Genomic DNA, 25,850 nt, shown 5'->3' with positions numbered 1-25,850 from the left:
GTTTATGGGTCAGGCATCTTTATGCATTGTTCAAGGTCTGTCACCTGGTCCTAACCTGAAGCCTGTTTCAACAACGGTTAAGGACAGACATGGCTCAGCGGGTTTGCATCATCGGTGGTGGCGTCATTGGGCTGACGACGGCTTACGCACTGGTGCGCGACGGCATCGACGTGACGCTGATCGAGGCCCGGGATTCGCTGGGCAGCGAGACCAGTTTCGCCAACGGGGGCCAGTTGTCCTACCGCTACGTCGCGCCGCTGGCCGATGCCGGCGTACCGTTGCAGGCGCTTGGCTGGATGTTGCGCGGTGACTCGCCGTTGAAGCTGCGTCCGCGCCTGGACCCGGCGCAATGGCGCTGGATGGCGTCCTTCCTGGCGGCCTGCCGTCGTTCGGTGAATCAGCGCAACGGCGCGCACCTGCTGCGTCTGGCGCTGCTGAGTCAGTCCACGCTGCAAGGCTGGCGCGACGAAGATCGTCTCGACGGTTTCAACTGGCGGCGCAACGGCAAACTGGTGACGTTTCGTGAAGCCGCGAGTTTTGAGCATGCGCGCCATGGCCTGGCCGATCCGCAACAGCAGCACGTGCTGTCGCGGGCCGAATACGCGCAGCTGGAGCCTGCACTGGCCGAGGCGCCGTTTGTGGGCGCGATTTATACGCCTGACGAGGAGGTTGCCGATTGCCATGCTTTCTGCCAGCAACTGCAGGCTCGACTCCAGGCGTCGGGGCGTTGCGAGTTTTTACTCGGCCAAAAGGTCACCGGCATTCGCCACGCGGACGGCGCGGTGCAGGCCGTAGAAATGGGTTCGCAAGTGCTGCCGGTCGAACAACTGGTGATTGCCGCCGGACATCGCAGTCCGGCGCTGGCGCTGCCCGGCATGAACCTGCCGCTGTATCCGCTCAAGGGCTACAGCCTGACCTTGCCGATCCGCGCCGAACATCGCGCGCCGGAGCTGAGCATCACCGATTACAACCGCAAGATTGTGTACGCCCGCATCGGTGAACAGCTGCGCGTGGCGGCGATGGTCGACATTGTCGGTTTCGACCCGGCGCTCGACCCCAAACGTCTGGCGCTGATCAAGCGCCAGGCGCAGGAAACCTTGCCCAATGCGGGTGATTACGACGCCGCCATCGAATGGGCAGGCATGCGCCCGGCCACCCCCAGCGGCGTGCCGTTGATCGGCGCCACGGCGTACCGCAACCTGTGGCTCAACCTCGGCCATGGCGCCCTGGGTTTTACCCTGGCTTGTGGCAGCGCCCGGTTGCTCAGCGAGTTGATCGCCCGGCGCACACCCTCAATCGAAATGCAGGGCCTCGCCCCCCGCGTCGCCTGACTTGAAAAGGAAAAACCGATGAGCATCAACCGTATCAACAGCAACAGCCGACTCTCTGGCGCGGTGACCTTTGGCGATCTGGTGTTTCTCTCGGGACAGGTTCCGGGTGACAGCACCGACGTCACCGGCCAAACCGCCGAGGTGCTGGCGAAGATCGATGCGTTGTTGGCCGAAGCTGGCAGCGACAAGGATCATCTGCTCAACGCGACCATTTACCTGAACGACATTGGCCGCGACTTTGCCGCCATGAATGAGGTCTGGTCGCAGTGGTTGTCACCGGGCAAGGCGCCGACCCGCACTACTTTGCAGGCGCAACTGGCCCGTCCAGAGGTTTTGGTGGAAATCACTGTGATCGCCGCCCGCCGCTAATCGCTCTACCCACAACGGAGAATAACAATGCAAAAAATCACGTTGATCGGCTGCACCCTCGGCTTGCTGCTCGCCAGTCAGGTCCAGGCCAACGAAGCGCCGCTGACCGGCACGCTGAACAAGGTTGCCAATGCCAAGAGCATCACACTGGGCTATCGCGACGCGTCGGTGCCGTTCTCCTACGTGGGTGATCACACGGGGCAGCCGATGGGCTATTCGGTGGACCTGGCGAGCAAGATTGTCGAGCGCATCAAGCAAAAGCTTGAACTGCCGGATCTGCAGGTGAAGTACAACCTGGTGACCTCACAAACGCGCATTCCGCTGGTGCAGAACGGCACGGTCGACCTTGAGTGCGGTTCCACCGGCGTGACCGCCGAGCGCATGCAGCAAGTGGCGTTTTCCTACGGGTTTATCTACGTGAAGGGTCAGTTGCTCACGGCGAAGGACAGCGGCATCAAGCGCTTCGCCGACCTGCGCGGCAAGAACGTCGTGACCACCGCGGGCACCACCAACGAGCGGTTTCTGAAGAGCTACAACATCGATCACAAGATCGATATGTTCGTGATCAGCGCCAAGGACCACGGTGAAGCCTTCCAGATGCTGCAGTCAGGTCGGGCGGCGGCGTTCTATATGGATGACGCGCTGCTTTACGGCGAACGCGCCAAGGCCCGCGATCCGCATAATTGGGTTGTGGTGGGGGAGGAGCAGTCGCGGGAAATCTACAGCTGCATGGTGCGCAAGGGCGACCCGCAGTTTCTCGAGTTGGTGAACTCGACCCTCGCCGATCTGTACAGCTCGGGCGAGATCAACGGCATCTACCAGCGCTGGTTCCAGCAACCGATTCCACCCAAAGGCCTGAATCTGGAATTCCCGATGACCAGCGAGCTGAAGGCAATCATCGCTAAACCGGTGAGTGATCCGGTGCAATAGTTTCTGTTTTTTATGTCTTGTAGACCGCGTCGCCGGCCTTCGCGAGCAGGCTCGCTCCCACACTTGATCTGTGTCGTTCAGAGATCAAATGTGGGAGCGAGCCTGCTCGCGAAGAGGCCCTAGAAGTCACCCCAAAGCTGTTGGGCAACGGCTAATGCCACCACCGGCGCGGTTTCAGTGCGCAACACACGAGGGCCGAGGCGGGCGGCGTGAAAGCCGCCAGCCTTGGCCTGCTCGACTTCAGCGTCAGACAACCCGCCTTCCGGGCCGATCAAAAACGCCAGCGTCGCCGGTTTCGCATGACTCACCAACGGCTCAGCCACCGGATGCAACACCAGCTTCAACTCCGCTTGAGTCTGCTTCAACCAATCCGCCAGCAGCAGCGGCGGATGAATCACCGGCACCCGTGAACGCCCGCATTGCTCGCACGCGCTGATCGCAACCTGGCGCCAGTGCATCAGGCGTTTGTCGGCGCGTTCATCCTTCAGCCGGACTTCACAGCGGTCGCTGAAGATCGGGGTGATTTCAGTGACACCCAGTTCGGTGGCTTTCTGAATCGCCCAGTCCATCCGCTCGCCACGGGACAAGCCCTGGCCGAGATGGATCGACAATGGCGACTCAACCTGCCCGGCGAAGCTTTCATCGATCTGCACGACGACGCGCTTCTTGCCGACCTCCACCAGCGTGGCGCGAAACTCATGGCCCGAACCGTCGAACAGTTGCAACGCATCACCCTCGGCCATGCGCAACACGCGGCTGATGTAATGGGCCTGGGCCTCGGGCAACTCGTGTTCGCCGGTGCTCAAGGGGGCGTCGATAAAGAAGCGGGACAGTCTCATCGGGGGTCTCTGTAAAATGTGTGCAGGTTTTGGCGGCCCTATCGCGAGCAAGCTCGCTCCCACAGGTGTACGCGGTCAACTGTGGGAGCGAGCTTGCTCCGGGCGGCGTTCCGACGATGACGGTAGTCCGGTCACCGCAGAAGCTTAGGTGAAATCAATCAGCCCGGATCGCGAAAACCGGGGTGAAAGTCTTTCGGCACCGCCACGCTAACGCTATCGCGAGTCGCAATATCGATGCCTTCGCTGGCCACTTCGGCCAGAAAGTCGATCTGTTCAGGCGTGATCACGTACGGCGGCAGGAAGTACACCACGCTGCCCAGCGGTCGAAGTAAAGCACCACGCTCCAGTGCATGCTGGAACACTTTCAAGCCGCGACGTTCCTGCCACGGATAAGCTTCCTTGGTGGCCTTGTCCTTGACCATCTCGATGGCGAGCACCATGCCGGTCTGGCGCACTTCCGAAACGTTCGGGTGATCGGCCAGGTGCGCGGTGGCGCTGGCCATGCGCTGAGCCAGCGCCTTGTTGTTCTCGATGACGTTGTCTTCTTCGAAGATATCCAACGTCGCCAAGGCTGCCGCGCACGCCAGCGGATTGCCGGTGTAGCTGTGGGAATGCAGGAAGGCGCGCAGGGTCGGGTAGTCGTCATAGAAGGCGCTGTAGACATCTTCGGTGGTCACGCAGGCCGCCAACGGCAGGTAACCGCCGGTCAGGGCCTTAGACAGGCAGAGGAAGTCCGGGCGGATGCCGGCCTGTTCGCAGGCGAACATCGTCCCGGTGCGGCCGAAGCCGACGGCGATTTCGTCGTGGATCAGGTGCACGCCATAGCGGTCGCAGGCGTCACGCAGCAGTTTCAGATAAACCGGGTGGTACATGCGCATGCCGCCGGCGCCCTGGATCAGCGGCTCGACGATCACTGCGGCGACGGTGTCGTGGTTCTCGGCCAGGGTCTGTTCCATGGCAGCGAACATAGTGCGCGAATGTTCTTCCCAGCTCATCCCCTCGGGGCGATGGTAGCAATCGGGGCTCGGCACCTTGATGGTGTCCAGCAGCAGGGCCTTGTAGGTTTCGGTGAACAGCGGCACGTCGCCCACCGACATCGCCGCCATGGTCTCGCCGTGGTAGCTGTTGGTCAGGGTGACGAAGCGTTTCTTGTTCGGCTGGCCGCGGTTGAGCCAGTAGTGAAAGCTCATTTTCAGCGCGACTTCGATGCAGGACGAACCGTTATCGGCGTAGAAGCACCGGGTCAGACCTTCCGGCGTCATTTTCACCAGGCGCTCGGACAGCTCGATGACGGGCTGATGACTGAAACCAGCGAGGATCACGTGTTCCAGCTGATCGACCTGATCCTTGATGCGCTGGTTGATCCGCGGGTTGGCGTGACCAAACACGTTGACCCACCAGGAGCTGACGGCGTCGAGGTAACGTTTGCCTTCGAAGTCCTCCAGCCAAACGCCTTCACCGCGTTTGATCGGGATCAGCGGCAGCTGTTCGTGGTCTTTCATCTGGGTGCAGGGATGCCACAACACCGCGAGATCGCGTTGCATCCACTGATTATTCAGGCCCATTTTCAGTCTCCTCGAGGCGGCTCGCGACGTGCGCGGGCAAACAATCGCGCAAGCCTATGCAATGCGTGACGTGGGGACAACCCATTGTGTCGATTGAGCTACTTTGTATAGGTGGATAGACGTCGCTGGCGGCCTTTTGATGGCTGACGTATTCTTCGCGGTTCTTTGAGTCGTCTGACTCGTAAAGCCGCTATTTCCTACGTTTATTTCCGGAGTTCGCTGAATGTCTGCTGGTTGGCTGCGCGCCTGTGCGCTGGTGATGTTGGGGCTGTTCAGCGTATCTGCGCTGGCCAAGGATAAAACGGCGATCGTGATCGGCGGAGGGCTGTCTGGCCTCACTGCGGCTTACGAACTGCAAAACAAGGGCTGGCAGGTCACCCTGCTGGAAGCCAAACCGAGCATGGGCGGTCGCTCCGGCATGGCCACCAGTGAGTGGATCGGCAACGACAAGACTCAACCGGTTCTGAACAAGTACGTATCGACCTTCAAGCTGAGCACCACGCCGGCCCCAGAGTTCGTGCGGACCCCAGGCTACCTGATTGACGGTGAGTATTTCACGGCCGCCGATCTGGCCACCAAGCAGCCGGCCACCAGCGACGCGCTCAAGCGCTACGAAAAAACTCTGGACGATCTGGCGCGCTCGATCGAAGACCCGCAGAACCCGGCGGCCAACAGCACACTGTTCGCCCTGGACCAGATCAACGTGGCCAACTGGCTCGACCGTCTGAATCTGCCAGCCACGGCGCGTCAGTTGGTGAATCAGCAGATTCGTACCCGGTATGACGAACCGTCGCGCCTTTCGCTGCTGTACTTCGCACAGCAAAGCCGCGTTTACCGTGGCGTTGCCGACCGTGACCTGCGCGCTTCGCGTCTGCTCGGCGGTAGCCCGGTGTTGGCGCAGGCGTTCGTCAAACAACTGAAAACTATCAAGACCAGCTCCCCGGTCTCGGCGATCACCCAGGACAAGGACGGCGTGACCGTCAAAGTCGGCAGCGTTGGCTACCAAGCTGATTACGTCGTTGTGGCCGTGCCACTGCGCGCACTGAACAAGATTCAGATGACTCCGTCGCTGGATGCCCAGCATATGGGCGCGATCAAAGGCACCAACTATGGTTGGCGCGACCAGATCATGCTGAAGTTCAAGACGCCGGTATGGGAAAGCAAGGCGCGGATGACCGGCGAGATCTACAGCAACACCGGTCTGGGCATGTTGTGGGTTGAGCCGGCACTGAAGGGCGGCGCCAACGTGGTGATCAACCTGTCCGGCGACAACGCGCGCGTGATGCAGGCCTTCGGCGACAAGCAGATGGTCGATCAGGTGCTGATCCGTCTGCACACTTTTTATCCACAGGCGCGCGGTTCGTTCACCGGTTACGAAATCCGCCGCTACAGCACCGACCCATCGATGGGCGGCGCTTACCTGGCGTTCGGCCCTGGCCAGATCAGCAAGTACTGGCGCCTGTGGGAACGTCCGATTCAGCGTGTAGCCTTTGCCGGCGAACACACTGACACGTTGTACCCAGGCACGCTCGAAGGCGCACTTCGCACCGGTCAGCGTGCAGCCAGTCAGGTAGAAGATCTGGCGGCCGGCAAGTCGTTTGAACCGGCGAAAGTTGTTCCGGCAGCGACCGTTGCGGCGGCCGGCGCGGTGGCGGCGAAGAAAGGTAACTTCTTCACCAACCTGTTTGGTGGTTCTGACGACAAACCGGCACCCGTCAAGGCACCAGAGCCAGTGGCTCCGGTTGCTCCGGCACCGGCTCCAACACCTGCGCCGGCCCCAGCGCCTGCTCCGGTCGAAGCGCCGAAACCAGCGGCCCCGGTGAAAGCCGAGCCGGCTAAAAAAGCCCCGGCCAAAGCTGTAGCGAAAAAACCTGCGGCCAAAGCCGAGGCTAAAAAGGCCCCGGTGAAGAAGGCTGAACCGGCGAAGAAAGTAGCGGTCAAGCCCGCTGCGACTCCGGCGACGGATACCAAAGCGCAGTAAGCTTTTGGACTAAAAGAACGCGGCAGAAATGCCGCGTTTTTTTATGCTTGAAGAAAACCAATATCAAGAATCGAATAAATCTTGGGGCGCAGGTGTTCTTTAGTTGGACTTCATTTTTGCTTACACATTGGTCTTTAATCTTTCCTTAACTCACCTATTTCAGACTCTTGATCGTATTTCTCGATATTTCAAAGCGAAATTTTCCGCTTTAACTCGATAGATAACTCGATAGTCTTGTTCGCAGTTCTCACAGGATTTGGGCAATGCAGCTACGTAACTCTTCTTCGCGCTACGGTTGGGTCAGCATCTTCATGCATTGGGGCGTCGCGCTGGTGGTCTTCGGTCTGTTTGCGTTGGGCTTGTGGATGGTCGGTCTCGACTACTACAGCACCTGGCGCAAAGACGCGCCCGACTTGCACAAGAGCATTGGCCTGGTGTTGTTAGCCGTCATGGTTCTACGGGTGCTGTGGCGTTTCATCAGCCCGCCGCCGCCAGTACTGGAAAGCTATAACCGCGTGACGCGCATTGGCGCCAAGTTCGGGCACTCGTTCCTGTATCTCAGTCTGTTCGCTGTGATGATTGCCGGTTACTTGATTTCCACCGCAGACGGTGTCGGGATTCCGGTGTTTGGCCTGATTGAAGTTCCTGCACTGATATCCGGACTACCGGACCAGGCAGACACAGCCGGTGTGATTCATTTGTACCTGGCCTGGGCGCTGGTAATTTTTTCCGGTCTCCATGCGTTGGCAGCACTGAAACACCACTTTATTGATCGTGATGCGACCCTGGCGCGAATGCTGGGGCGCAAAGCCTGATGTTCAACCTCGACTCCAAAGGAATAGAAAGCATGTTGAAAAAGACGCTCGCCGCTCTGGCAATCGGTTCTGCCCTGCTGTCCGCCAACGTGATGGCGGCTGACTACGTTGTCGACAAGGAAGGCCAGCACGCCTTCGTTGACTTCAAGATCAGCCACCTGGGCTACAGCTTCATCACCGGAACCTTCAAGGACATCGACGGCAAGTTCAGCTTCGACGCTGCCAAGCCTGAAGCCAGCAAGATCGAGTTCAACGTGAACACCGCCAGCGTGTTCACTAACCATGCCGAGCGCGACAAGCACATCGCCAGCGGTGATTTCCTGAATGCGAGCAAGTTCGCAAAAGCCACGTTTGTTTCCACCAGCGTCAAATCCACCGGCAAAAACGCCGCGGGTAAAGACACTGCTGACGTGACCGGTGACCTGACCCTGCTGGGCGTGACCAAGCCAGTCGTGGTCAAGGCCACTTTCCTGGGTGAAGGCAAGGATCCATGGGGCGGCTACCGTGCCGGCTTCGAAGGCACCACCAGCATCAAGCGTTCCGATTTCGGCAAGCAGAAAGACCTGGGTCCACAGTCCGACGCGGTCGAGTTGTACGTAACGTTTGAAGGTGTGAAAGCGAAGTAACTTTCGCCGCTTGAACAAAAACGCCCCCGATCTTGCGATCGGGGGCGTTTTTTATGGCTGCGTTAAATCAGCGATTGCGGGTCAGCAAGGCTGGTTTCTCGCCGCGCGGACGGCCTGGCAGTTGATCAAGTTGCTCAGGAGTCGGGAAACGATCGGTTTTCGACTCCTTGTGAATGATCTTCGGTGCCGGGCCGCGCGGGTTTTGCACGGCCGGTTCCGAACGCGGCTGATCGTCGGTGCGGGCCGGGCGGCGGTTGCGGGACTCTTCGCGACGGGCCTGGCCGTCACGTGGAGCACCGTTGCGTGGGCCGCTGCGCTTAGCCGGCGGAGTGCCGGTGGTGGCGCCATCGCTGCTGCGTGGGCCGCTTTGACGACCCTGAGGCTTGCCGCCGCCGGTGCGCGGAGCACCTGCGCCAGCTGTCGTGCCTTGTGCCGAAGCGCCCGGGCGGCGACCACGGCCCTGAGCCGGTTTGGCTTGAGGAACGTAGTCGACGCGGTTACCGAAGTTATCGATATCGTCGTCCAGGAACTCGTCCGGAGCACGGTCTGCGGCAGCAGCGCGTGGTGCTGGACGCTGTTGCTCGCGAACCGGAGTGCCTTCGCGTGGCTTGTGTTCACGCGCCGGGCGATCACCGCGGCCAGTGGCTGCAGGTTTTTCCTTGCCGCCCTTGTCCTTGCCTTTGTCTTTACGACCGCCGCCACCGCCGGTGCCGTTCGGACCGTCGCCGCGTGGGCCACGTGGGTTGCGCGGGTTACGCACATCCGGACGCTCGCGAACTTCAGGTTTCTCGGCTTCTACAGCGCTGGAATCGAAGCCCATCAGGTTGCCGTCGGCAATCTTCTGCTTGGTCATGCGTTCGATGCTTTTCAGCAGCTTCTCTTCATCCGGAGCGACCAGCGAGATCGCTTCGCCCGAACGACCGGCACGGCCGGTACGGCCGATACGGTGAACGTAGTCTTCGTCGACATTTGGCAATTCGAAGTTGACCACGTGTGGCAACTGATCGATGTCCAGGCCGCGAGCGGCGATGTCGGTGGCAACCAGGATGCGCACTTCGCCGGCCTTGAAGTCGGCCAAGGCTTTGGTGCGAGCGTTCTGGCTCTTGTTACCGTGGATCGCTACGGCGCTGAGGCCGTGTTTGTCCAGGTATTCGGCCAGACGGTTGGCGCCGTGCTTGGTGCGGGTGAACACCAGCACCTGTTCCCAGGCGCCAGCGGTAATCAGGTGCGCCAGCAACGAGCGCTTGTGGCTGGCGGCCAGGCGGAATACGCGCTGTTCGATACGCTCGACCGTTGTGTTCGGCGGCGTGACTTCGATGCGTTCCGGGTTGTGCAGCAGCTTGCCGGCGAGGTCGGTGATGTCTTTGGAGAAAGTCGCCGAGAACAGCAGGTTCTGGCGTTTGCTCGGCAGACGAGCCAGGACCTTTTTCACGTCATGGACGAAGCCCATGTCGAGCATGCGGTCGGCTTCGTCCAGCACGAGGATTTCCACGTGGGACAAATCGACGCTGCCTTGGCCGGCGAGGTCCAGCAGGCGGCCGGGGCAGGCCACCAGCACGTCAACACCGCGGGACATGGCCTGAACCTGTGGGTTCATGCCGACGCCGCCGAAGATGCAGGCGCTGACGAACTTCAGGTCACGGGCATAGACCTTGAAGCTCTCGTGTACTTGAGCCGCGAGTTCGCGGGTAGGGGTCAGGACCAGTACGCGCGGTTGACGCGGGCCGTGACGCTGGGATTTGTCCGGGTGACCGTTGGGGAACAACCGCTCCAGAATCGGAAGGGCGAAGCCGCCGGTTTTGCCAGTACCTGTCTGAGCCGCGACCATCAGGTCGCGACCTTGCAACACGGCGGGAATGGCCCGCTGTTGCACCGGAGTAGGCTCGGTATAGCCCGCTGCCTCGATGGCGCGGACTAAAGCCTCGGAGAGACCGAGGGAAGCAAAGGACATGAGTAATCCTGTTTTAGTTAGGGCTTGGCCCAATGGGAGTCTTGCCTGGCGCGAATGGCGTTTAAGAGGAACGCAATCCCGTCCGGTCCTGCTGGGCCAAGAAGGCTCATCTGGAGTGCTCGCGCGGGCTGAAAAGCTGCGCTGTAGCGGGGTCGAGATGCCTTGAACAAGTCCGAGCGTCCGGGCGTGAGCCTGGCGGGAAGGCCGGAGTATAACAGAGCAATCACTGCGCGCCGCTTTCCTGCTGCTCAACGGTTTTTCCGTTGGCGGCGGTGGCTCTGGTGGTTTTTACCTCGGCCGCAGGGTCGGCGCCATAACGGGCGCTCAGTTCAGCGTACGCGGGCTCGCGCTTGAAGCGTTTGAGTTCGGCGCCGAAGCGCTGCACCAACAAGTCCATGCCGGCATTGCGGCGTACTGCCAGGAACTGGCTCTGGTGGCTGATGACGGTCGGGTTCTCGGTAATCTTGTCGCGGATGCCCAATTCGTTGAGCAAGTGCTGACCGACCCTGCGATCAGTGATCAGCAGGTCGATCCGCCCGCGCACCAGTTTGCCGAAGTTGGCTTCATGGGTCGGCGCCGGTTCGTGAGTGAACAGGGTCGATTCACGAAAGTCCTGGCTGTACAGATAGCCTGGGGAGGTGCCTATGGTCAGCCCTTTCAGGTCGGCCAAGGTGCGAAAAGGGTGGGGCCGCTCATTGGCGTAGAACATCACGAACTCCACTTCCGAGAGTGGCTCGCCGGGGTAAAGCAGGGTGGCGTCGCGCTCTTCGCTGTGGAAGATGTCCAGCGCGCCGTCTGCCTGGCCCGTTTCGAGCATCGACAGGCAGCGTTTCCACGGCAGGAACTGCCATTCCACTTCGATGCCCAGGCGTTTGAAGACGATGGCGGTGGTTTCGTAGTCCAGTCCCAGGGATTTGCCGTTTTCCTCATACACGTACGGCGCCCAGGGTTCGGTGACAATGCGCAGCTTCTCGCCCCGAGCGGCGAAGCTCAGGCAAGTAAAAAGCAAAACTGTCAGCAACTGGGCAATTACGGGCATGGCCTGAGGTTAGTACTCTAAAGGCCTAATGAGAAGCTCTGGCGAGCATGTTTAGCACTGTCCTTGAGGTAGATTGCGCGCAAGGCCTCTATTTATCGGGCGAATTGAGCAAGTGGTCGTGGATAGCTTTGCGTCGACCGCCCAGGATCAGTCGTACCAGTTCCCTGTTGAACCAGCGTTCGAGCAAGTGCTGAGTGACCGGCTTGCCGAGGCGCTCTTCCTGGTTTTGCAGCGCCTTGTCCCACCACACCGGCCCACAGGCCTTGTCGAACTCATTGTGGTGTTCATAGCAGCCATAGAGGATTTCGCGGATGAACTGACGCAGATGTTTGGGCAGTGCCAGGGTGATGAGTTTGTAGAGCATTCGCTGGGCCCATGGCGGTCGTGGCAGGTGAGCTGACACGCGGCGAGTATCGTCCAATGCCGCCTGACTGGTCGGGTTCTTGGCGTGTTTGATGACCCAGGCGTTAACCTTGGCCCTGAACAGCTGCTTGCGGCTCCAGTAGTGATGGATCAGGTCCGGGCACTTATTGACCTTCATCGTGCGATAGGCTGCGACCGACAGGCAGAACTCTTCAAGGGTATAAGCCCCCTGTGCCATGGGAAACAATTCGTCGATCAATGCAATGGAGTGATCAAGCACCTGCGCGTCCTGCTGGTGCAACCCGATCACGCCGGAGTTGAGCAGCATCATCTGATCGTCAGCCAGGCCTTTGCTCAAAAGCGTACTCGACAGCGCACTGTAGAGCACGTTCTCCTTATTGGTGCCGTATTGGGTGTAGTAGTCGTTGCACAGCAGAGTGCCGGGTTGTACGCGGTTGAACAGTTCGACGGGTGAGCAATGGAAGAACGTGTCGGTGTCGATCAGCAATGCGACTTCCGACTCCTCAAGCACCGTGCGCAACGCCACATGCTTGGCTCGAAAGTGATAGCCATGGGGTTCGTTCCAGCGGCGACGAGTAGGCTCGTCGAGGGGGCGAACTCGTACCGGTAGGTGCTCGTAGGGCTGCGGGTTGTCACTGAAAACCTGGATGTCGAGCTCTGCGTGGGGCGTTTCACGCAGCCAGGCCAAGGCACTGGCGATGCTGAACACCGCTTCCTGGTGGTACGTCTGGGAGCCAAAAACCAGATATACCAGTTGAGGGCGTGGTGGCGAGGACTCAGTCGTCATTGGAAACAACATTCCATGGGCTTTGAATATAAAAGGCCCTCAGAAGAGGGCCTTGGGATGAGGCATGGAGTCTTTCAGCGCGGTAGCTTCAGATTGTTCCACACCGCCAGGCTCGCTTCTGCCTGGTTCAGGGTATAGAAATGCAACCCCGGAGCTCCACCTTGTAACAAACGTTCACACATTTCAGTAATAACCTGCTCACCGAAACGCTGAATGCTTGAGGTGTCGTCGCCGTAGGCTTCCAGCTGCTTGCGGATCCAGCGCGGAATTTCCGCACCGCAGGCATCGGAGAAGCGCGCCAGCTTGCTGTAGTTGGTGATCGGCATGATCCCCGGAACGATCGGGATGTTCACGCCCATCGCCCGTACACGTTCGACGAAGTAGAAGTAGCTGTCGGCGTTGAAGAAGTACTGGGTGATCGCACTGTTGGCGCCAGCGTTGGCCTTGCGCACGAAGTTGGTCAGATCGTCTTCGAAATTGCGCGCTTGCGGGTGCATTTCCGGGTAGGCGGCGACTTCGATGTGGAAATGATCGCCGGTTTCTTCACGAATGAATTCAACCAGGTCATTGGCGTGGCGCATTTCACCACTGGCCATGCCCATGCCGGAAGGCAGGTCACCGCGCAGGGCAACAATACGGGTGATGCCGGCCGCCTTGTATTGGGTCAGCAGGCCGCGCAAGTCGTCCTTGCTGTCGCCAACGCAGGACAAATGCGGTGCGGCAGGGACTTTGACTTCGCTTTCGAGTTGCAACACGGTGTTGAGGGTGCGATCACGGGTCGAACCACCAGCGCCGTAGGTGCAGGAGAAGAAGTCAGGGTTGTAGGTCGCCAGATGACGGGCAGTAGCGATCAGTTTTTCATGCCCAGCATCGGTCTTCGTAGGGAAGAACTCGAAGCTGTAGCGACGTTCTTGGGACATGGGAATACCCTTTGCAATCGCAAAAGGCGGGCCGGTGATGGCCGGCCCGCCTGGTCAGGATCGGCGGGCGCAAAGCCCGCCGGGTCCAATCAGTAGCGGTAAGCGTGCGGCTTGAACGGACCTTCGACGGTCACGCCGATGTAGTCGGCCTGGGTCTTGGTCAGTTGTGTCACGACGCCGCCGAAACCGCGGACCATTTCCAGGGCCACTTCTTCGTCGAGTTTCTTCGGCAGTACTTCAACGGTCAGGCGCTCGGCTTTCTGGGCTGGTGACAGGTCGGCGTACTTCTGGCCGAACAGGAAGATCTGAGCCAGAACCTGGTTGGCGAACGAACCGTCCATGATGCGGCTTGGGTGACCGGTTGCGTTACCCAGGTTAACCAGACGGCCTTCGGCCAGCAGGATCAGGTAGTCGTCGTTCTGGGCGTCGAACGCGCCAGGACCGGTACGGTGGATTTTGTGAACCTGTGGCTTCACTTCTTCCCATGCCCAGTTCTTGCGCATAAAAGCAGTGTCGATTTCGTTGTCGAAGTGGCCGATGTTGCAGACAACAGCGCGCTTCTTCAGGGCTTTGAGCATGTTTGCATCGCAAACGTTGACGTTACCGGTGGTGGTCACGATCAGGTCGATCTTGCCCAGCAGCGCTTTGTCGATGCTTGCTTCAGTACCGTTGTTGATACCGTCGATGAACGGCGAAACCAGCTCGTAACCGTCCATGCAGGCTTGCATGGCGCAGATCGGGTCAACTTCGGAGACTTTAACGATCATGCCTTCCTGACGCAGGGACTGGGCCGAACCCTTGCCCACGTCACCGTAACCGATGACCAGCGCTTGCTTGCCGGACAACAGGTGGTCGGTACCGCGCTTGATCGCGTCGTTCAGGCTGTGACGGCAGCCGTACTTGTTGTCGTTCTTGCTCTTGGTTACCGAGTCGTTGACGTTGATGGCCGGGATTTTCAGTTCGCCCTTGGCCAGCATGTCCAGCAGGCGGTGAACGCCAGTGGTGGTTTCTTCGGTGACGCCGTGGACGCGGTCCAGGATCGCCGGGTATTTCTTGTGCAGCAGCTCGGTCAGGTCGCCGCCGTCGTCGAGGATCATGTTGGCATCCCAAGGCGCGCCATCTTTGAGGATGGTTTGCTCCAGGCACCACTCGTACTCTTCTTCGGTCTCACCTTTCCAGGCATAAACCGCAATGCCGGCAGCAGCGATAGCGGCAGCGGCCTGGTCCTGAGTCGAGAAAATGTTGCAGGACGACCAGCGTACTTCGGCACCCAGGGCAACCAGGGTTTCGATCAGCACGGCAGTCTGAATGGTCATGTGGATGCAGCCGAGGATTTTCGCGCCTTTGAGCGGCTGCTCACCGGCGTATTTGCGGCGCAGACCCATCAGGGCTGGCATTTCGGATTCGGCGATGATGGTTTCGCGACGGCCCCAGGCAGCCAAGGACATGTCGGCGACTTTGTAATCGTTAAAATCTGCAGGCGTGATAACAGCGCTCATGATGAGCCTCCATTCGTAATGTATGCGAATGGGCGCCGTTGTGCGTTTAGTGTCTGACCGATAACGGTCAAGCAACGCCCCATCCGAGCCTGACAGGTCGAACCTGCTGCAGCGCCCCTCGGACAGGTGGCGGGAAAACGGTAGCAACCGAAGATGACCGTTTTGAAACGGTGGCGATTATAGCCGTGTGAGCGATACTTCCAAAGCGTTTCTGTTGGTCAATGTCTGAACGGTAATCGAGACCATAGTCGATGCTTGATAGAGCTCTAGGTCGGGCTCTGCCATGATGCCCGCCATCATTCGGCAAGACGCTCAGGAGTGAATATGAATTTCCACACCCGCAAATGGGTAAAACCCGAAGACCTCAACCCCAACGGTACGCTGTTCGGCGGCAGCCTGTTGCGCTGGCTCGACGAAGAAGCGGCGATCTACGCCATCGTCCAATTGGGCAATCAGCGTGTGGTCACCAAGTACATTTCCGAGATCAACTTCGTCAGCGCCTCGCGTCAGGGCGACATCATCGAACTGGGCATCACCGCCACCGAATTCGGTCGCACCTCCATCACCCTGAAGTGCGAAGTGCGTAACAAGATCACCCGCAAAAGCATCCTGACGGTGGAGAAGATTGTCTTCGTCAATCTGGGTGAAGACGGCTTGCCAGCGCCGCACGGTCGGACCGAGATCACGTACGTCAAAGACCAGTTCAAGGATGACATCGCCCCGTAGGAGCAAAGCTTGCTCGCGATGGGCTCACCTCGGTTTCTGTCAGGACAGTGAACAGCTCCGAACCCTGCGTGTCGTACCTACATGACACGCCACTGGTTCCGGAGCTTTATGGACACGCAAAAAGACGGCAAGACCCCGAACCTCTCGCCTGAAGAACAGCACGACGTCGATAAGAGCCAGCCGCCGCGGGCGGCGGTGCTGCACGAAATCATCCGCACCCAGGGCGATCAGGAACTTGAGCGCAGTGTCGCCGCCTTGTGGTGGTCGGCGCTGGCCGCCGGCCTGACCATGGGCCTGTCGCTGATGGCCATGGGGCTGCTCAATTCCCGTTTGCCGGATGGCGAAGGCTTCAAGGTGATCGCCAGTTTCGGTTACTGCGCAGGCTTTCTCGCGGTGATCCTCGCCCGTCAGCAGTTGTTCACCGAGAACACCCTGACGGCTGTGCTGCCGATCATGACCAAACCCACACTGAACAATTTCGGTCGATTGCTACGCCTGTGGTCGGTGGTGCTGGTGGGCAACCTTTGCGGCACGTTGCTGGTGGCGTATGTGATGCTGCATCTGCCGATTTTCGACAGCAAGACCGACCTGGCTTTCCTTGATATCGGACGCAAGATCATGGAGAACGACGCCAGCCAGATGTTCGCCAAGGGCATTGTGTCTGGCTGGATGATTGCCACCATGGTCTGGATGATTCCGTCCATGGAGAGCGCGAAGATGTGGATCATCATCCTCATCACCTACCTCATGGCGCTGGGGGATTTCACCCACATCGTGGTCGGGTCCGCCGAGGTCTCGTATCTGGTGTTTGCCGGTAAGTTGCCGTGGAAGGATTTTTGGCTGGTGTTCGCCGGGCCGACGCTGGCGGGGAACATCATCGGCGGCAGCTTCATCTTCGCGCTGATCAGCCATGCGCAGATTCGCAGCGAGAGCGGGCCGCCGAAGCAGACTGCGGATCAAGGCCCGGAGCCCGACCCGCAGGAGAGCAAAAAGTAATAAGTTTGAAATCTTTGTTAGGTCAAGGGCCACCCGACCCATCAGCCAGACACATTGACCACACCCGCCCCACGACGTTGCAGATAGATGTAGAAAACCGCCGTCACCACCGTCAACCCACTGACCAGCGCGCCGGTCCACGGCAAGTCCGCCAGATCCGCGCCACTGGCGACAACCAGCCCACCTATCCACGCACCGGCGGCGTTGCCGAGGTTGAACGCGCTCTGGTTTAACGTTGAGCCCAGATTCGGCGCTTCATGGGCCTGATCGATGATCAGCAGTTGCAAAATCGGGCACAGGGCAAAGGCGAAGATGCCCCACAACACCAGCGTAATCGCTGCAGGGATCACCGAGTGACTGGTCTGTGTGAACGCGGCCAGCACGACCAGCACGGCCAGCGCCATGCCCACCAGCGACGGTAGCAATCGACTGTCAGCCAGGCGACCGCCGAGCATGCTGCCCGCGGTCAGTCCGACCCCGAATAGCAGCAGCATGATGGTCACGCCATGCGGGCTGACGCCGGTGATGTCTTGCAGGATGGGCGCGATGTAGGTGAAGACGCTGAACAGGCTGGTCGACGCCAGCACACTCATGCCCAGCGCCAACAACACGTTGACCTTGCCCAGCACTTTGAACTCGCTGGCGAGGTTGGCCTTGTCCATGGCGATGTCCTTCGGCAGCCAGACCCACTGCGCAATCGCAGCAATCACGCCGATCACCGACACCGCCCAGAACGTCGAGCGCCAGCCGGCGTATTGCCCGAGCGCGGTGCCCAACGGCACGCCCAGCACGTTGGCCAGGGTCAGGCCAGTGAACATCATCGCAATCGCTTGGGCGTGTTTGTTTGGTGCCACCAGTCCAGCGGCAACCACCGAGCCGATGCCGAAGAACGCACCATGGCAGAGCGCGGTGACCACTCGTGCGGCCATCAGCGTGGCGTAGTTCGGCGCCAATGCGCAAAGAATGTTGCCGAGGATGAACATCAGCGTCATGCCCAGCAGCGTGGCTTTGCGCGGCATGTTGGCTGTGCCGACCGCGAGGATCGGTGCACCGAAGACTACGCCGAGGGCGTAGCCGGTGATCAACAATCCGGCATGAGGAATGCTGACGGCGAGGTCGCGGGCGACATCGGGCAGCAAACCCATGATGACGAATTCAGTGGTGCCGATGCCGAACGCGGCAACAGCGAGGGCAAGCAAGGCGAGTGGCATGCGCAAGGTCTCTGTCGGTAGTCTTGACGCTCTGATCAGGCATACGCATGCCGACGCCCGTTCTCGACGAGAGCGGGCGGTGGCAGAAATTATTGGAATTAGTCTGTGCGCAACTGAGTGCGGCGTGGTCGCTTGCAGTATAAACAGCTGCTGACATATGGCGAATCAATTATCTGGGTGCTTCCCGTAGGGAACAAAAATAAAAAATGGAGTGTGCCGTGCTTGCAACAGCACTGGTGTTAGTAGCGGCGCTGTTGCACGCGGCGTGGAATACCCTGATCAAATTCAGTGCGGAACGATTGTTGGTGGTGGCCTGCATGGACAGCGTGGCCATGTTGTTTGTCGCGGTGATGCTGCCGTTCGTGAACCTGCCGCCCATGGAAATCTGGCCGTGGATTCTGGCGTCGGTGGCGTTCGAGTTGCTCTATCGCTATCTGCTGATTCAGGCGTACCGGGTCGGCGACCTCGGGTTGGTCTATCCGCTGATGCGTGGTTTGTCGCCGCTGGTGGTGCTGGCACTGACGCTGATTTTTGCCGGGGAAGTGCTGACGAACCAGCAGATCTTCGGGATTCTGCTGATCCCGTTCGGCATGCTGTGCCTGCTCTGGCAGGGCGGCGGCGGTGCGCGTTTACCGTGGTCGATGCTGCCGGTGGTGGCGTTGATCGGTCTGTGTATTGGCTGCTACACCTTCATCGACGGCCAGGCGTTGCGACGCTGGTCGCATCCGCTGGATTACCTGGTGTGGGTCACGTTGCTCAGCGCCTGGCCGTTCCCGTTATTGGCGCTGGTGCGTAAGCGACCGGCCTTCATGTTGTTCTGGCGGGAACAGTGGCGACTGGGGTTGGCGGTCGGGTTTTGCGTGTTGTTCAGCTACGCTCTGGTGCTGTGGGCCATGCAGCTGGGCTCGATTGCCGAAGCGGCGGCATTGCGCGAGATCAGCGTGATTCTGGTGGTGCTGTTCGGCATGCGTTACCTGAAAGAACCTTTTGGAAGGCCGCGGCTCTTAGCCTGTGGGCTGGTGCTGATCGGCATGCTGATAATGAAGTTTTGACTGGAGCTCGACTCTTGAAACTTGAAGAAGGGATTGCGTTATGACGGTTGCTCTGTGGTGCATTTTGATCGCGATTTTTCTGCCCTATATCTGCACGGGCATTGCCAGGGTCAGTGGCGGGTTCAGGCCGAAAGACAATCATGATCCCCGTGACTTTCTCGAGTCACTGAATGGTTTTGGCCGACGCGCGTATGCGGCGCATCTGAACTGTCTTGAAGTGATTCCCGCGTTCGCAGCGGCGGTGATCGTTGCGCACCTGGCCGGTAATGCCGAACTGGTGACGATCAATGTGCTGGCGGTGTTGTTCATCACCAGTCGACTGCTGTACATCATTTGCTACTTGGCGGACTGGGCTATGTTGCGGTCGCTGGTGTGGTTGGTGGGGATGGGGTTGATCGTCAGTTTTTTTGTGGTTTCTGTTTAAGAGCAAGATCAAAAGATCGCTGGCGAAGCCAGCGATCTTTTGACTTTATAGCTTGTCGGTTACTTGCGGCACTTGAGGCAGGGCTGCGCCTTTAGGCCAGAGCATCCAGATCTGCCCCTGCTGTTTCATGTCGCCGGCCAATTGCCCGGCCGCCTCGCCGGTGCCCCAAAACAGGTCTGCACGGACTTCGCCGGCAATTGCGCCGCCGGTGTCCTGAGCGGCTACCGGGCGTACCAGTGCGGTACCGTCCGGTTTAGTCGTCGACAACCACAACAGGCTGCCCAACGGAATCACTTTGCGATCCACCGCCGCGCTGTAGCCGGCGGTCAGCGGTACGTTCAGCGAGCCGCGAGGCCCTTCGTTGCTGTCCGGGTTGCGGGTGAAGAATACGTAGCTGGGGTTGCTGCCCAGCAGTTCCGGAATGCGCGTCGGATTGGCCTTGGCCCAATGGCTGATGGCGCCCATGGTCACTTCTTCTTTTTTCAGTTCGCCCTGGTCCACCAGCCAGCGGCCGATCGGTCGATACGGGTGACCGTTCTGGTCGGCATACGCAATGCGCAACTGTCGGCCATCATCGAGCTGGATACGACCCGAGCCCTGGATTTGCAGGAATTGCAGATTCATCGGGTCGGTCAGCCAGGCAACAACCGGTGCCTTGACCCCTTTGGTTTCAATCGTGGCCGCATCGTCGTAAGGCTTGAGCACGCGACCTTCGAGTCGTCCGCGCAGGCGTTTGCCTTTGAGTTCCGGATAAATGCTGTCCAGAGAGACGATGATCATGTCCTCGGGCACACCGTACACCGGGATGTTTGCCACTTCGGTCTGGGTCAGGCTGCCGGGGTAGACCGGCTCGTAATAGCCGGTGATCAAGCCGTTGGGATTGTCATTGGCGGCGCGCAGGCCGTAGACGTCGAGGTTCTGCTTGAGGAAGCCGCGAATGTCGCTGGCGGTTTGTGGCACGTTGGCGGCAGCCGCACACGTCGAGCCCCAGACCGGGTCGGCCTTGAGTCGGGTGCAGGCGCTGCGCCACGAACCGAAGCCGGCGACCAGGTCGTTGTCGGACACCGTCGGAAGTGCTTCCCACGTGGCGCTGGAGTAGGTCGCCAGGGCGTGGGTTTTCGGTTTGTTGTTGTCGCCACCGGTGCAGCCCGCAAGCACGGCCACCATCGGAAGGGTCCAGGCGAGGTTGTGACGCCATGCCTTGAAACGGCTGTTCATGGAGTAATTCCTTTGTCGGTTGCCTGAGTGCTCCATGCGCTCAAACAACCCGTATTGATAATAGGGCTATTGGTCTTTGCCGATGACGCGAGGATACTGGCCGCCGTTTCCCGTGACCTGAAGCCACCATGACTCTTAAAAGACTTTCTGTTGTATTGCTGGCCTGCCTGACGTTGTCTGCCTGCGGTGGTGTCGATCCCAACTCGCCGCTGGGCCAGCGTAAGGCGATCTTCAAGCAAATGCTCAAGACCGGCGAAGACCTGGGCGGCATGTTACGTGGTCGCATCCCGTTTGACGGTCCGAAATTCGCTGACGGTGCCGTGAAGCTCGATGCGCTGTCCCGTGAACCGTGGAAACATTTTCCGCAGGTGCGCGAAGAAGATCACACCAGCGCCAAGAGCGATGTCTGGCAGAAACAGGAACACTTCCAGGACATGGCCCGCACCCTTGAAGTCGCCACCGGTGAATTGGTGATTGCCAGTAAGGTTCAGCCTTACAAGGCCAGTAACCTTGGGCCGGCGGTGCAGAAGGTCGAAGATGCTTGCAGTGCTTGCCATAAAGAGTTTCGGGATCATTGAGACCTGAACTGATCCTTACTTATCCAGCTCATCAAGTGCGTTCTGCAATTCCTTGCGTGACTCGGCGAGTTTGTCTTTGCGCTTGTTGATCTTCTCGGCGTCGCCTTTCTTCATTGCCTTGTCGAGGTCAGCCTGACGCTTGCTGACTTCGTGCTTGGCGTCGAGCACCTTGTTCTCCCGTTCTTTCTTCAGGGAAGCGTCGGTGCATTGAGCGGTGACTTCGCTCAGAGCAGTTTCAAGTCCTGCCTGCTGATCAGCATTACCGTGAGACTTGGCCAGTTCAATCTGGTTGATAATGCCCTGCTTCTTCGCGGCGCAGCCGGTCAGCCCTGGAGCTTCTTCGGCGGCCATCAGTGGAGTGGCCATCACGCTGCAAAGGGTCAACAGGGCGAACGGTGAAAGAAGTTTCATAAAGGCTCCATGTGAAAAGGCAATCGGGTCTATGTGGCGATAGGGTGTTTGAGCCCGGCGGCGCCATTGGGTTCCGGGTTGGTGGGCATCACCCGTTGTTAAAAACCGTCAATCCCGGCAACACGTAATGTTTCACTCAAGGCCAGGACCTGCGGGTCGCGGAAAAATGCACTCAACTGCGCTGCGCGTCCCGGGCCGATGCCAGGTTCTGCCTGCCATTGTTCGGTGCTTCGTTGTGCCAGTTCCTGCCATGAGTTGGCGAGGCGTGCCTGGCCGCTCGGTGGCAAACCCAAGGCTTTGAGCCAGCGAGCGAATGGGCGTTGCCGGGCACTGTTGAAGCTGTTCAAAAGACGAGCACTGCTGCGTTCGCCGAAGCCGTCAATGTTAGCAAGCTCTTGAGCATCGAGGGTTAACCAATCCAGCAGGCCGTTCAGGCGGCCTGTTTCGAAAAGTTTCTCCCAAGTGCCAGGGCCAACATGTGGCAAAGCCAGTCCCTGCTTGCTGCTGAGCCAGGTCAGTCGGGCGAGGAATTGGCTTTCGCACCCCGGTGTCGGCTGCCAGCAACTCAAATGATGAAAGTCCTCTGCCAGCGGTACGCTCAATTCAGCGCGTTGGGTGCTGCGCAGCATGACACCGTCAAGCCTGGGAATGGTCAGGCCTGCCAGGCTGATGGCGACCTGATCTCCGGGCCGGATATCCAGTGTTTTCCAGCGTTGCCGTGAGCTCACACTGACTCGCTTGATCTGCCGGTCATCGAGCATTACTGGCGTCAGTTCCAGTACCGGGGTGATTCGTCCGGTCCGTCCAATCTTGAAGTGGACCTTGCGCACCTCGGCCAGGGCCTGGGCAAAAGGGTATTTCCAGGCGACGCTCCAATAAGGCGGTTTAGCCTGCCAGCGCTCGGCGGATGGGCGCTGATCCTGGCGCAGGACAATGCCATCACTGGTGAAGGGCAGGGGCGAGCGATACCAGTGATCGCGCCAGCGTTCTGCATCGGCAAATACCTTGATCGAGTGACTGTAAGCTGCGGTGCTCGGGAAACCCAACTCATCCAGGGCTGCGACGCGGGCGGGCAAACTGGCCGGTCCTTGGGGCCAGTCCCAGACAAACAGGCCGATCCCGGCGGCTTGCTCAGTGCTTAACTTTTTGCGGGCCATCAAACCGGCCACTGTGGCGCGTGCATTGAGGCTGCCGGCACGGGCCTGTATGTGGTCGGTCAGGCGCCAATAGAGTTCACCTTGCAGCAGCAGGTCCAGCGGTTGTGGCAATTGTTGGGGGATGGCAGCGATTTGGCGCGCCGAAGCCGTCCAGTCCTGGCCATTTACTCCGTCGCCGCGGCTGATTGCCTGAGTCAGCAGGCCTTTGCGGTAGATCAGCGTCACCGCCACGCCGTCGACCTTGGGCTGAATCCAGACATCGCTCCGTCCTTTTAGCCAGGCTTCAACGGCGCGACCATCGCGGAGTTTTTCCAGGCCCGTGTGGGCGATGGGGTGCGGGATCGTGCCGCCCGCGGTGCGCAACGGTTCTACGGATTGGCCCAAGTCGAAACAAGTGCGCCATTCGGTCAGTCGTGCACGGGACTGATCGTAGAGTTCATCGGCGACCAATGAGCGGCCGCCCCGGTGATAGCTGTCGTCCCAGAGGTCGATTTGTTTCTGCAGTGACGTGATTTCGTCCAGGGCGCGTGCGGGGGGCCAGTCGGGGCACTTGGCCGCGTGGGAGGTCAGACAGAAAATGATCAGTAGAAAACCGAAAAACACGCGCAGGTTGAGCGGCATCGTGAGCGTCCTTGCTCAAGTGGAATGCTGGAAGGCTAGGACGGATTATCAGGATGAGAGGGCCGGCTGTTTTTCAGCGTGTGTCGGCCTCTGGAAAGCAGGCAATAAAAAGCCCCGCACGGCGAACCGTGCGGGGCTTTTGGTATCGCCGGGGAAGTCTTACAGGCCGGCAGCAGCGCGCAAGGAATCGGCGCGGTCGGTCTTTTCCCAGGTGAAGGTGGTGAAAGTGTCATCGCCCACTGTCTTGGTAGTCGGAGTACGACCGAAGTGGCCGTACGCAGCGGTTTCCTGGTACATCGGGTGCAGCAGGTCGAGCATGGTGGTGATTGCGTATGGACGCAGGTCGAACACTTCGCGAACCAGTTTGACGATTTTGTCGTCGCTGATTTTGCCGGTGCCGAAGGTGTTCAACGAGATCGACGTAGGCTGAGCAACACCGATGGCGTAGGAAACCTGAATCTCGCAACGCTCGGCCAGGCCGGCCGCCACGATGTTCTTGGCCACGTAACGACCCGCATAGGCGGCCGAACGGTCAACCTTCGATGGATCTTTACCGGAGAACGCGCCGCCGCCGTGACGGGCCATGCCGCCGTAGCTGTCAACGATGATCTTGCGACCGGTCAGACCGCAGTCGCCTACCGGGCCGCCGATGATGAACTGGCCAGTCGGGTTGATGTGGAACTGAGTGTCTTTGGTCAGCAGTTCGGCAGGCAGTACGTGCTTGACGATCAGTTCCATCACGCCTTCGCGCAGGTCTTTGTACGACACGTCAGGGTTGTGCTGGGTCGACAGTACAACGGCGTCGATACCGACAACCTTGCCGCCTTCGTAACGGCAAGTCACTTGCGACTTTGCGTCCGGGCGCAGCCAAGGCAGCAGGCCGGATTTACGGGCTTCGGCCTGACGCTGAACCAACTGGTGCGAGAAGGTGATCGGTGCTGGCATCAGCACGTCGGTTTCGTTGCTGGCATAGCCGAACATCAGGCCCTGATCGCCGGCGCCTTGATCTTCAGGCTTGGCACGGTCGACACCCTGGTTGATGTCAGGGGACTGCTTGCCAATGATGTTCATCACGCCGCAAGTGGCGCCGTCGAAGCCGACATCGGAGCTGTTGTAGCCGATGTCCAGAATCACGTTACGCACGATCTCTTCCAGGTCGACCCAGGCCGACGTGGTGACTTCACCTGCGATGATTGCAACGCCGGTTTTTACCAGAGTCTCGACCGCTACACGGGCGAACTTGTCTTCAGCAATGATGGCGTCCAGCACAGCATCGGAAATCTGGTCGGCGATTTTGTCCGGATGTCCTTCGGACACGGACTCGGAGGTGAAGAGGGAGTATTCGCTCATCTCGATTTTTTCCTGAATTTACCGATGGTGAGTGTCGCCAGCCGGTCGCTGAAAATGGCGGACCTGGATCTGGAAACCATTACGTAAGCCTACATAGAGGCTTTCCCCGGGAACGAGTCCCGCAGCGGTGGCCCAACGGGCCAAATCGTCCTGTTCAAACCCCAACCAGAGATCACCGCAGGCCTCCCTGGCCCAACTCTGGTTGTGGCTACATAACTCTGTCACGAGCAGGCTACCGCCCGGTTGCAGCAAGTTGGCCATGTGCTTGAGTGCTTCGGCCGGCGCGGCGAAATGGTGCAGCACCATGTTCAGTACAACGCAGTCAGCCTTGAGGCGGACACCGTTCAATGCATCGGCCAATTGCAGGCTGACGTTCGCCAGCGTTTCACGTTCGCAAACCTGGCGCGCCAGTTCGAGCATCGCCGGGCTGTTGTCCAGCGCCGTGACCTGGGTGAAGCGGCGCGCCAGTTCCGGCAGAAATGCACCATCTCCGGGGCCGACTTCGATGGCCGTGGCGCCTTCGCTGAAACTTAGTTTGTCGAGCAATGCCACCACGCTTTCGCGGTATTGCGGCAGACCGGCGATCAAGTCTTGCTGGGCGCGAAACTTCTCCGCGACCCGTGAGAAAAAGTCCTGGCTGGCCGCCGCGCGTTGCCCATGGACCTGACCAATCCGCGACTGCACGTCGGCAGGCAGGGTCAGGTTGTCCACTTCATCCAGTAGCGCGGCGTGCAGCCTGCCACCCAGCAATTCGGTGTGGGGCAGGGCGCGGCGGTAGAAAATCGCGTTGCCTTCACGGCGAGTCGCCACCAGATCGGCCTGGGCCAATACCTTGAGGTGATGACTCATGCCGGACTGGCCGATGCCAAAGATCTGCGCCAGCTCCAGTACGCCAAACGAATCGTTGGCCAGCGCGCGCAATACATTCAGACGCAGAGGATCGCCGCCGGCCTTGCACAAGGCCGCCAGCTCATCGCAATCGTCATGTCGAATGGAAGGCACACGTAAATTCATAAGGCCAGCAGTCTAGTGACGGTCAGAAAGCACCGCAAGAGCAATATCAAAAAGTT

Annotated in this window: 24 protein-coding genes and 1 riboswitch; of the genes, 11 read left to right on the top strand and 13 right to left on the bottom strand. The window is 59.6% G+C overall.

The window, feature by feature from the left end; genetic code table 11:
* Positions 1-89 precede the first annotated feature (89 nt).
* Genes QFX16_RS27210 through QFX16_RS27200 form a run of 3 tightly spaced genes read left to right on the top strand, consistent with a single transcriptional unit; the run spans position 90 to position 2,630 of the window.
* The gene (locus QFX16_RS27210) at positions 90-1,331 is read left to right on the top strand and encodes a D-amino acid dehydrogenase (RefSeq protein ID WP_283182015.1); all 1,242 of its coding nucleotides are present in this window, start codon (positions 90-92) and stop codon (positions 1,329-1,331) included.
* An 18-nt stretch (positions 1,332-1,349) separates the two neighbouring features.
* Complete coding sequence (locus tag QFX16_RS27205; protein ID WP_074871612.1) at positions 1,350-1,700, top strand: RidA family protein; 351 nt, start codon at positions 1,350-1,352, stop codon at positions 1,698-1,700.
* Positions 1,701-1,727: 27 nt separating this feature from the next.
* Positions 1,728-2,630 (top strand): transporter substrate-binding domain-containing protein, encoded by a 903-nt coding sequence (locus QFX16_RS27200; RefSeq protein ID WP_283182014.1) that lies wholly within the window; start codon positions 1,728-1,730, stop codon positions 2,628-2,630.
* Positions 2,631-2,749: 119 nt separating this feature from the next.
* On the opposite strand, the gene QFX16_RS27195 is transcribed toward QFX16_RS27200, so the two are convergent.
* On the bottom strand, positions 2,750-3,469 hold the full coding sequence (locus QFX16_RS27195) for a 16S rRNA (uracil(1498)-N(3))-methyltransferase (protein ID WP_111448480.1): 720 nt from the start codon (positions 3,467-3,469) through the stop codon (positions 2,750-2,752).
* 158 nt (positions 3,470-3,627) lie between these two features.
* Positions 3,628-5,034 (bottom strand): adenosylmethionine--8-amino-7-oxononanoate transaminase, encoded by a 1,407-nt coding sequence (locus QFX16_RS27190; protein ID WP_283182013.1) that lies wholly within the window; start codon positions 5,032-5,034, stop codon positions 3,628-3,630.
* 223 nt (positions 5,035-5,257) lie between these two features.
* Between QFX16_RS27190 and QFX16_RS27185 the strand changes: the two genes are divergently transcribed.
* The 3 genes from QFX16_RS27185 to QFX16_RS27175 all read left to right on the top strand — a co-directional run bounded on the left by QFX16_RS27185 (position 5,258) and on the right by QFX16_RS27175 (position 8,456).
* Entirely contained in the window at positions 5,258-7,015 is a 1,758-nt protein-coding gene (locus QFX16_RS27185; RefSeq protein ID WP_283182012.1) for a flavin monoamine oxidase family protein, read from the top strand.
* Positions 7,016-7,278: 263 nt separating this feature from the next.
* Positions 7,279-7,830, top strand: coding sequence for a cytochrome b (locus tag QFX16_RS27180; RefSeq protein ID WP_283182011.1), 552 nt, complete (start codon positions 7,279-7,281; stop codon positions 7,828-7,830).
* Positions 7,831-7,862: 32 nt separating this feature from the next.
* A complete protein-coding gene (locus tag QFX16_RS27175; protein ID WP_283182010.1) occupies positions 7,863-8,456 on the top strand; it encodes a YceI family protein in 594 nt (197 codons plus the stop codon).
* A gap of 67 nt (positions 8,457-8,523) precedes the next feature.
* Here the strand turns inward: QFX16_RS27175 and rhlE2 are convergent, their stop codons facing one another.
* From rhlE2 to ahcY, 5 genes are all read right to left on the bottom strand, one after another.
* Complete coding sequence (gene rhlE2 / locus QFX16_RS27170) at positions 8,524-10,407, bottom strand: RNA helicase RhlE2 (protein ID WP_283182009.1); 1,884 nt, start codon at positions 10,405-10,407, stop codon at positions 8,524-8,526.
* A 223-nt stretch (positions 10,408-10,630) separates the two neighbouring features.
* Positions 10,631-11,446: a substrate-binding periplasmic protein gene (locus QFX16_RS27165; protein ID WP_283182008.1), complete on the bottom strand. Its 816-nt coding sequence runs from the start codon at positions 11,444-11,446 to the stop codon at positions 10,631-10,633.
* A gap of 88 nt (positions 11,447-11,534) precedes the next feature.
* A complete protein-coding gene (locus tag QFX16_RS27160; protein ID WP_283182007.1) occupies positions 11,535-12,617 on the bottom strand; it encodes a hypothetical protein in 1,083 nt (360 codons plus the stop codon).
* 74 nt (positions 12,618-12,691) lie between these two features.
* A complete protein-coding gene (metF, locus tag QFX16_RS27155) occupies positions 12,692-13,537 on the bottom strand; it encodes a methylenetetrahydrofolate reductase [NAD(P)H] (RefSeq protein WP_283182006.1) in 846 nt (281 codons plus the stop codon).
* An 89-nt stretch (positions 13,538-13,626) separates the two neighbouring features.
* Entirely contained in the window at positions 13,627-15,036 is a 1,410-nt protein-coding gene (gene ahcY / locus QFX16_RS27150; protein ID WP_077747242.1) for an adenosylhomocysteinase, read from the bottom strand.
* 23 nt (positions 15,037-15,059) lie between these two features.
* Positions 15,060-15,162, bottom strand: a riboswitch (S-adenosyl-L-homocysteine riboswitch).
* 198 nt (positions 15,163-15,360) lie between these two features.
* On the opposite strand from ahcY, the gene QFX16_RS27145 reads away from it, so the two are divergent.
* Together QFX16_RS27145 and QFX16_RS27140 are read left to right on the top strand one after the other, a co-directional pair.
* Complete coding sequence (locus QFX16_RS27145; protein WP_008152010.1) at positions 15,361-15,762, top strand: acyl-CoA thioesterase; 402 nt, start codon at positions 15,361-15,363, stop codon at positions 15,760-15,762.
* 108 nt (positions 15,763-15,870) lie between these two features.
* On the top strand, positions 15,871-16,758 hold the full coding sequence (locus tag QFX16_RS27140) for a formate/nitrite transporter family protein (protein ID WP_283182005.1): 888 nt from the start codon (positions 15,871-15,873) through the stop codon (positions 16,756-16,758).
* A gap of 41 nt (positions 16,759-16,799) precedes the next feature.
* Here QFX16_RS27140 and QFX16_RS27135 read toward each other — a convergent pair whose 3' ends face one another.
* Positions 16,800-17,969 carry an MFS transporter gene (locus QFX16_RS27135; RefSeq protein ID WP_283182004.1) on the bottom strand — a complete coding sequence of 390 codons (1,170 nt, stop codon included), beginning with the start codon at positions 17,967-17,969 and terminating at the stop codon, positions 16,800-16,802.
* 218 nt (positions 17,970-18,187) lie between these two features.
* Between QFX16_RS27135 and QFX16_RS27130 the strand changes: the two genes are divergently transcribed.
* Both QFX16_RS27130 and QFX16_RS27125 read left to right on the top strand, forming a co-directional pair.
* Positions 18,188-19,021, top strand: a complete 834-nt coding sequence (locus tag QFX16_RS27130; protein ID WP_283182003.1) for an EamA family transporter — start codon at positions 18,188-18,190, stop codon at positions 19,019-19,021.
* Between the two features lie 40 nt (positions 19,022-19,061).
* Positions 19,062-19,445: an MAPEG family protein gene (locus QFX16_RS27125; protein WP_283182002.1), complete on the top strand. Its 384-nt coding sequence runs from the start codon at positions 19,062-19,064 to the stop codon at positions 19,443-19,445.
* A gap of 45 nt (positions 19,446-19,490) precedes the next feature.
* Here QFX16_RS27125 and mltA read toward each other — a convergent pair whose 3' ends face one another.
* On the bottom strand, positions 19,491-20,663 hold the full coding sequence (gene mltA, locus QFX16_RS27120; protein WP_283182001.1) for a murein transglycosylase A: 1,173 nt from the start codon (positions 20,661-20,663) through the stop codon (positions 19,491-19,493).
* Between the two features lie 128 nt (positions 20,664-20,791).
* Here mltA and QFX16_RS27115 point away from each other — a divergent pair, with 128 nt between their 5' ends.
* Entirely contained in the window at positions 20,792-21,241 is a 450-nt protein-coding gene (locus tag QFX16_RS27115) for a c-type cytochrome (protein ID WP_283182000.1), read from the top strand.
* Between the two features lie 15 nt (positions 21,242-21,256).
* Here the strand turns inward: QFX16_RS27115 and QFX16_RS27110 are convergent, their stop codons facing one another.
* The 4 genes from QFX16_RS27110 to QFX16_RS27095 all read right to left on the bottom strand — a co-directional run bounded on the left by QFX16_RS27110 (position 21,257) and on the right by QFX16_RS27095 (position 25,794).
* Positions 21,257-21,652, bottom strand: a complete 396-nt coding sequence (locus QFX16_RS27110; protein WP_283181999.1) for a DUF1090 domain-containing protein — start codon at positions 21,650-21,652, stop codon at positions 21,257-21,259.
* A 98-nt stretch (positions 21,653-21,750) separates the two neighbouring features.
* Positions 21,751-23,430 (bottom strand): NAD-dependent DNA ligase LigB, encoded by a 1,680-nt coding sequence (gene ligB / locus QFX16_RS27105; RefSeq protein WP_283181998.1) that lies wholly within the window; start codon positions 23,428-23,430, stop codon positions 21,751-21,753.
* Positions 23,431-23,589: 159 nt separating this feature from the next.
* Complete coding sequence (gene metK / locus QFX16_RS27100) at positions 23,590-24,780, bottom strand: methionine adenosyltransferase (protein WP_283181997.1); 1,191 nt, start codon at positions 24,778-24,780, stop codon at positions 23,590-23,592.
* A gap of 18 nt (positions 24,781-24,798) precedes the next feature.
* Positions 24,799-25,794 (bottom strand): ArsR/SmtB family transcription factor, encoded by a 996-nt coding sequence (locus QFX16_RS27095; protein ID WP_283181996.1) that lies wholly within the window; start codon positions 25,792-25,794, stop codon positions 24,799-24,801.
* Positions 25,795-25,850: the final 56 nt, after the last annotated feature.

The sequence above is a fragment of the Pseudomonas svalbardensis genome (genome assembly GCF_030053115.1).
GTDB classification, from domain to species: Bacteria; Pseudomonadota; Gammaproteobacteria; order Pseudomonadales; family Pseudomonadaceae; genus Aquipseudomonas; species Aquipseudomonas svalbardensis.
This window is presented reverse-complemented; position numbering and strand designations above follow the sequence as displayed.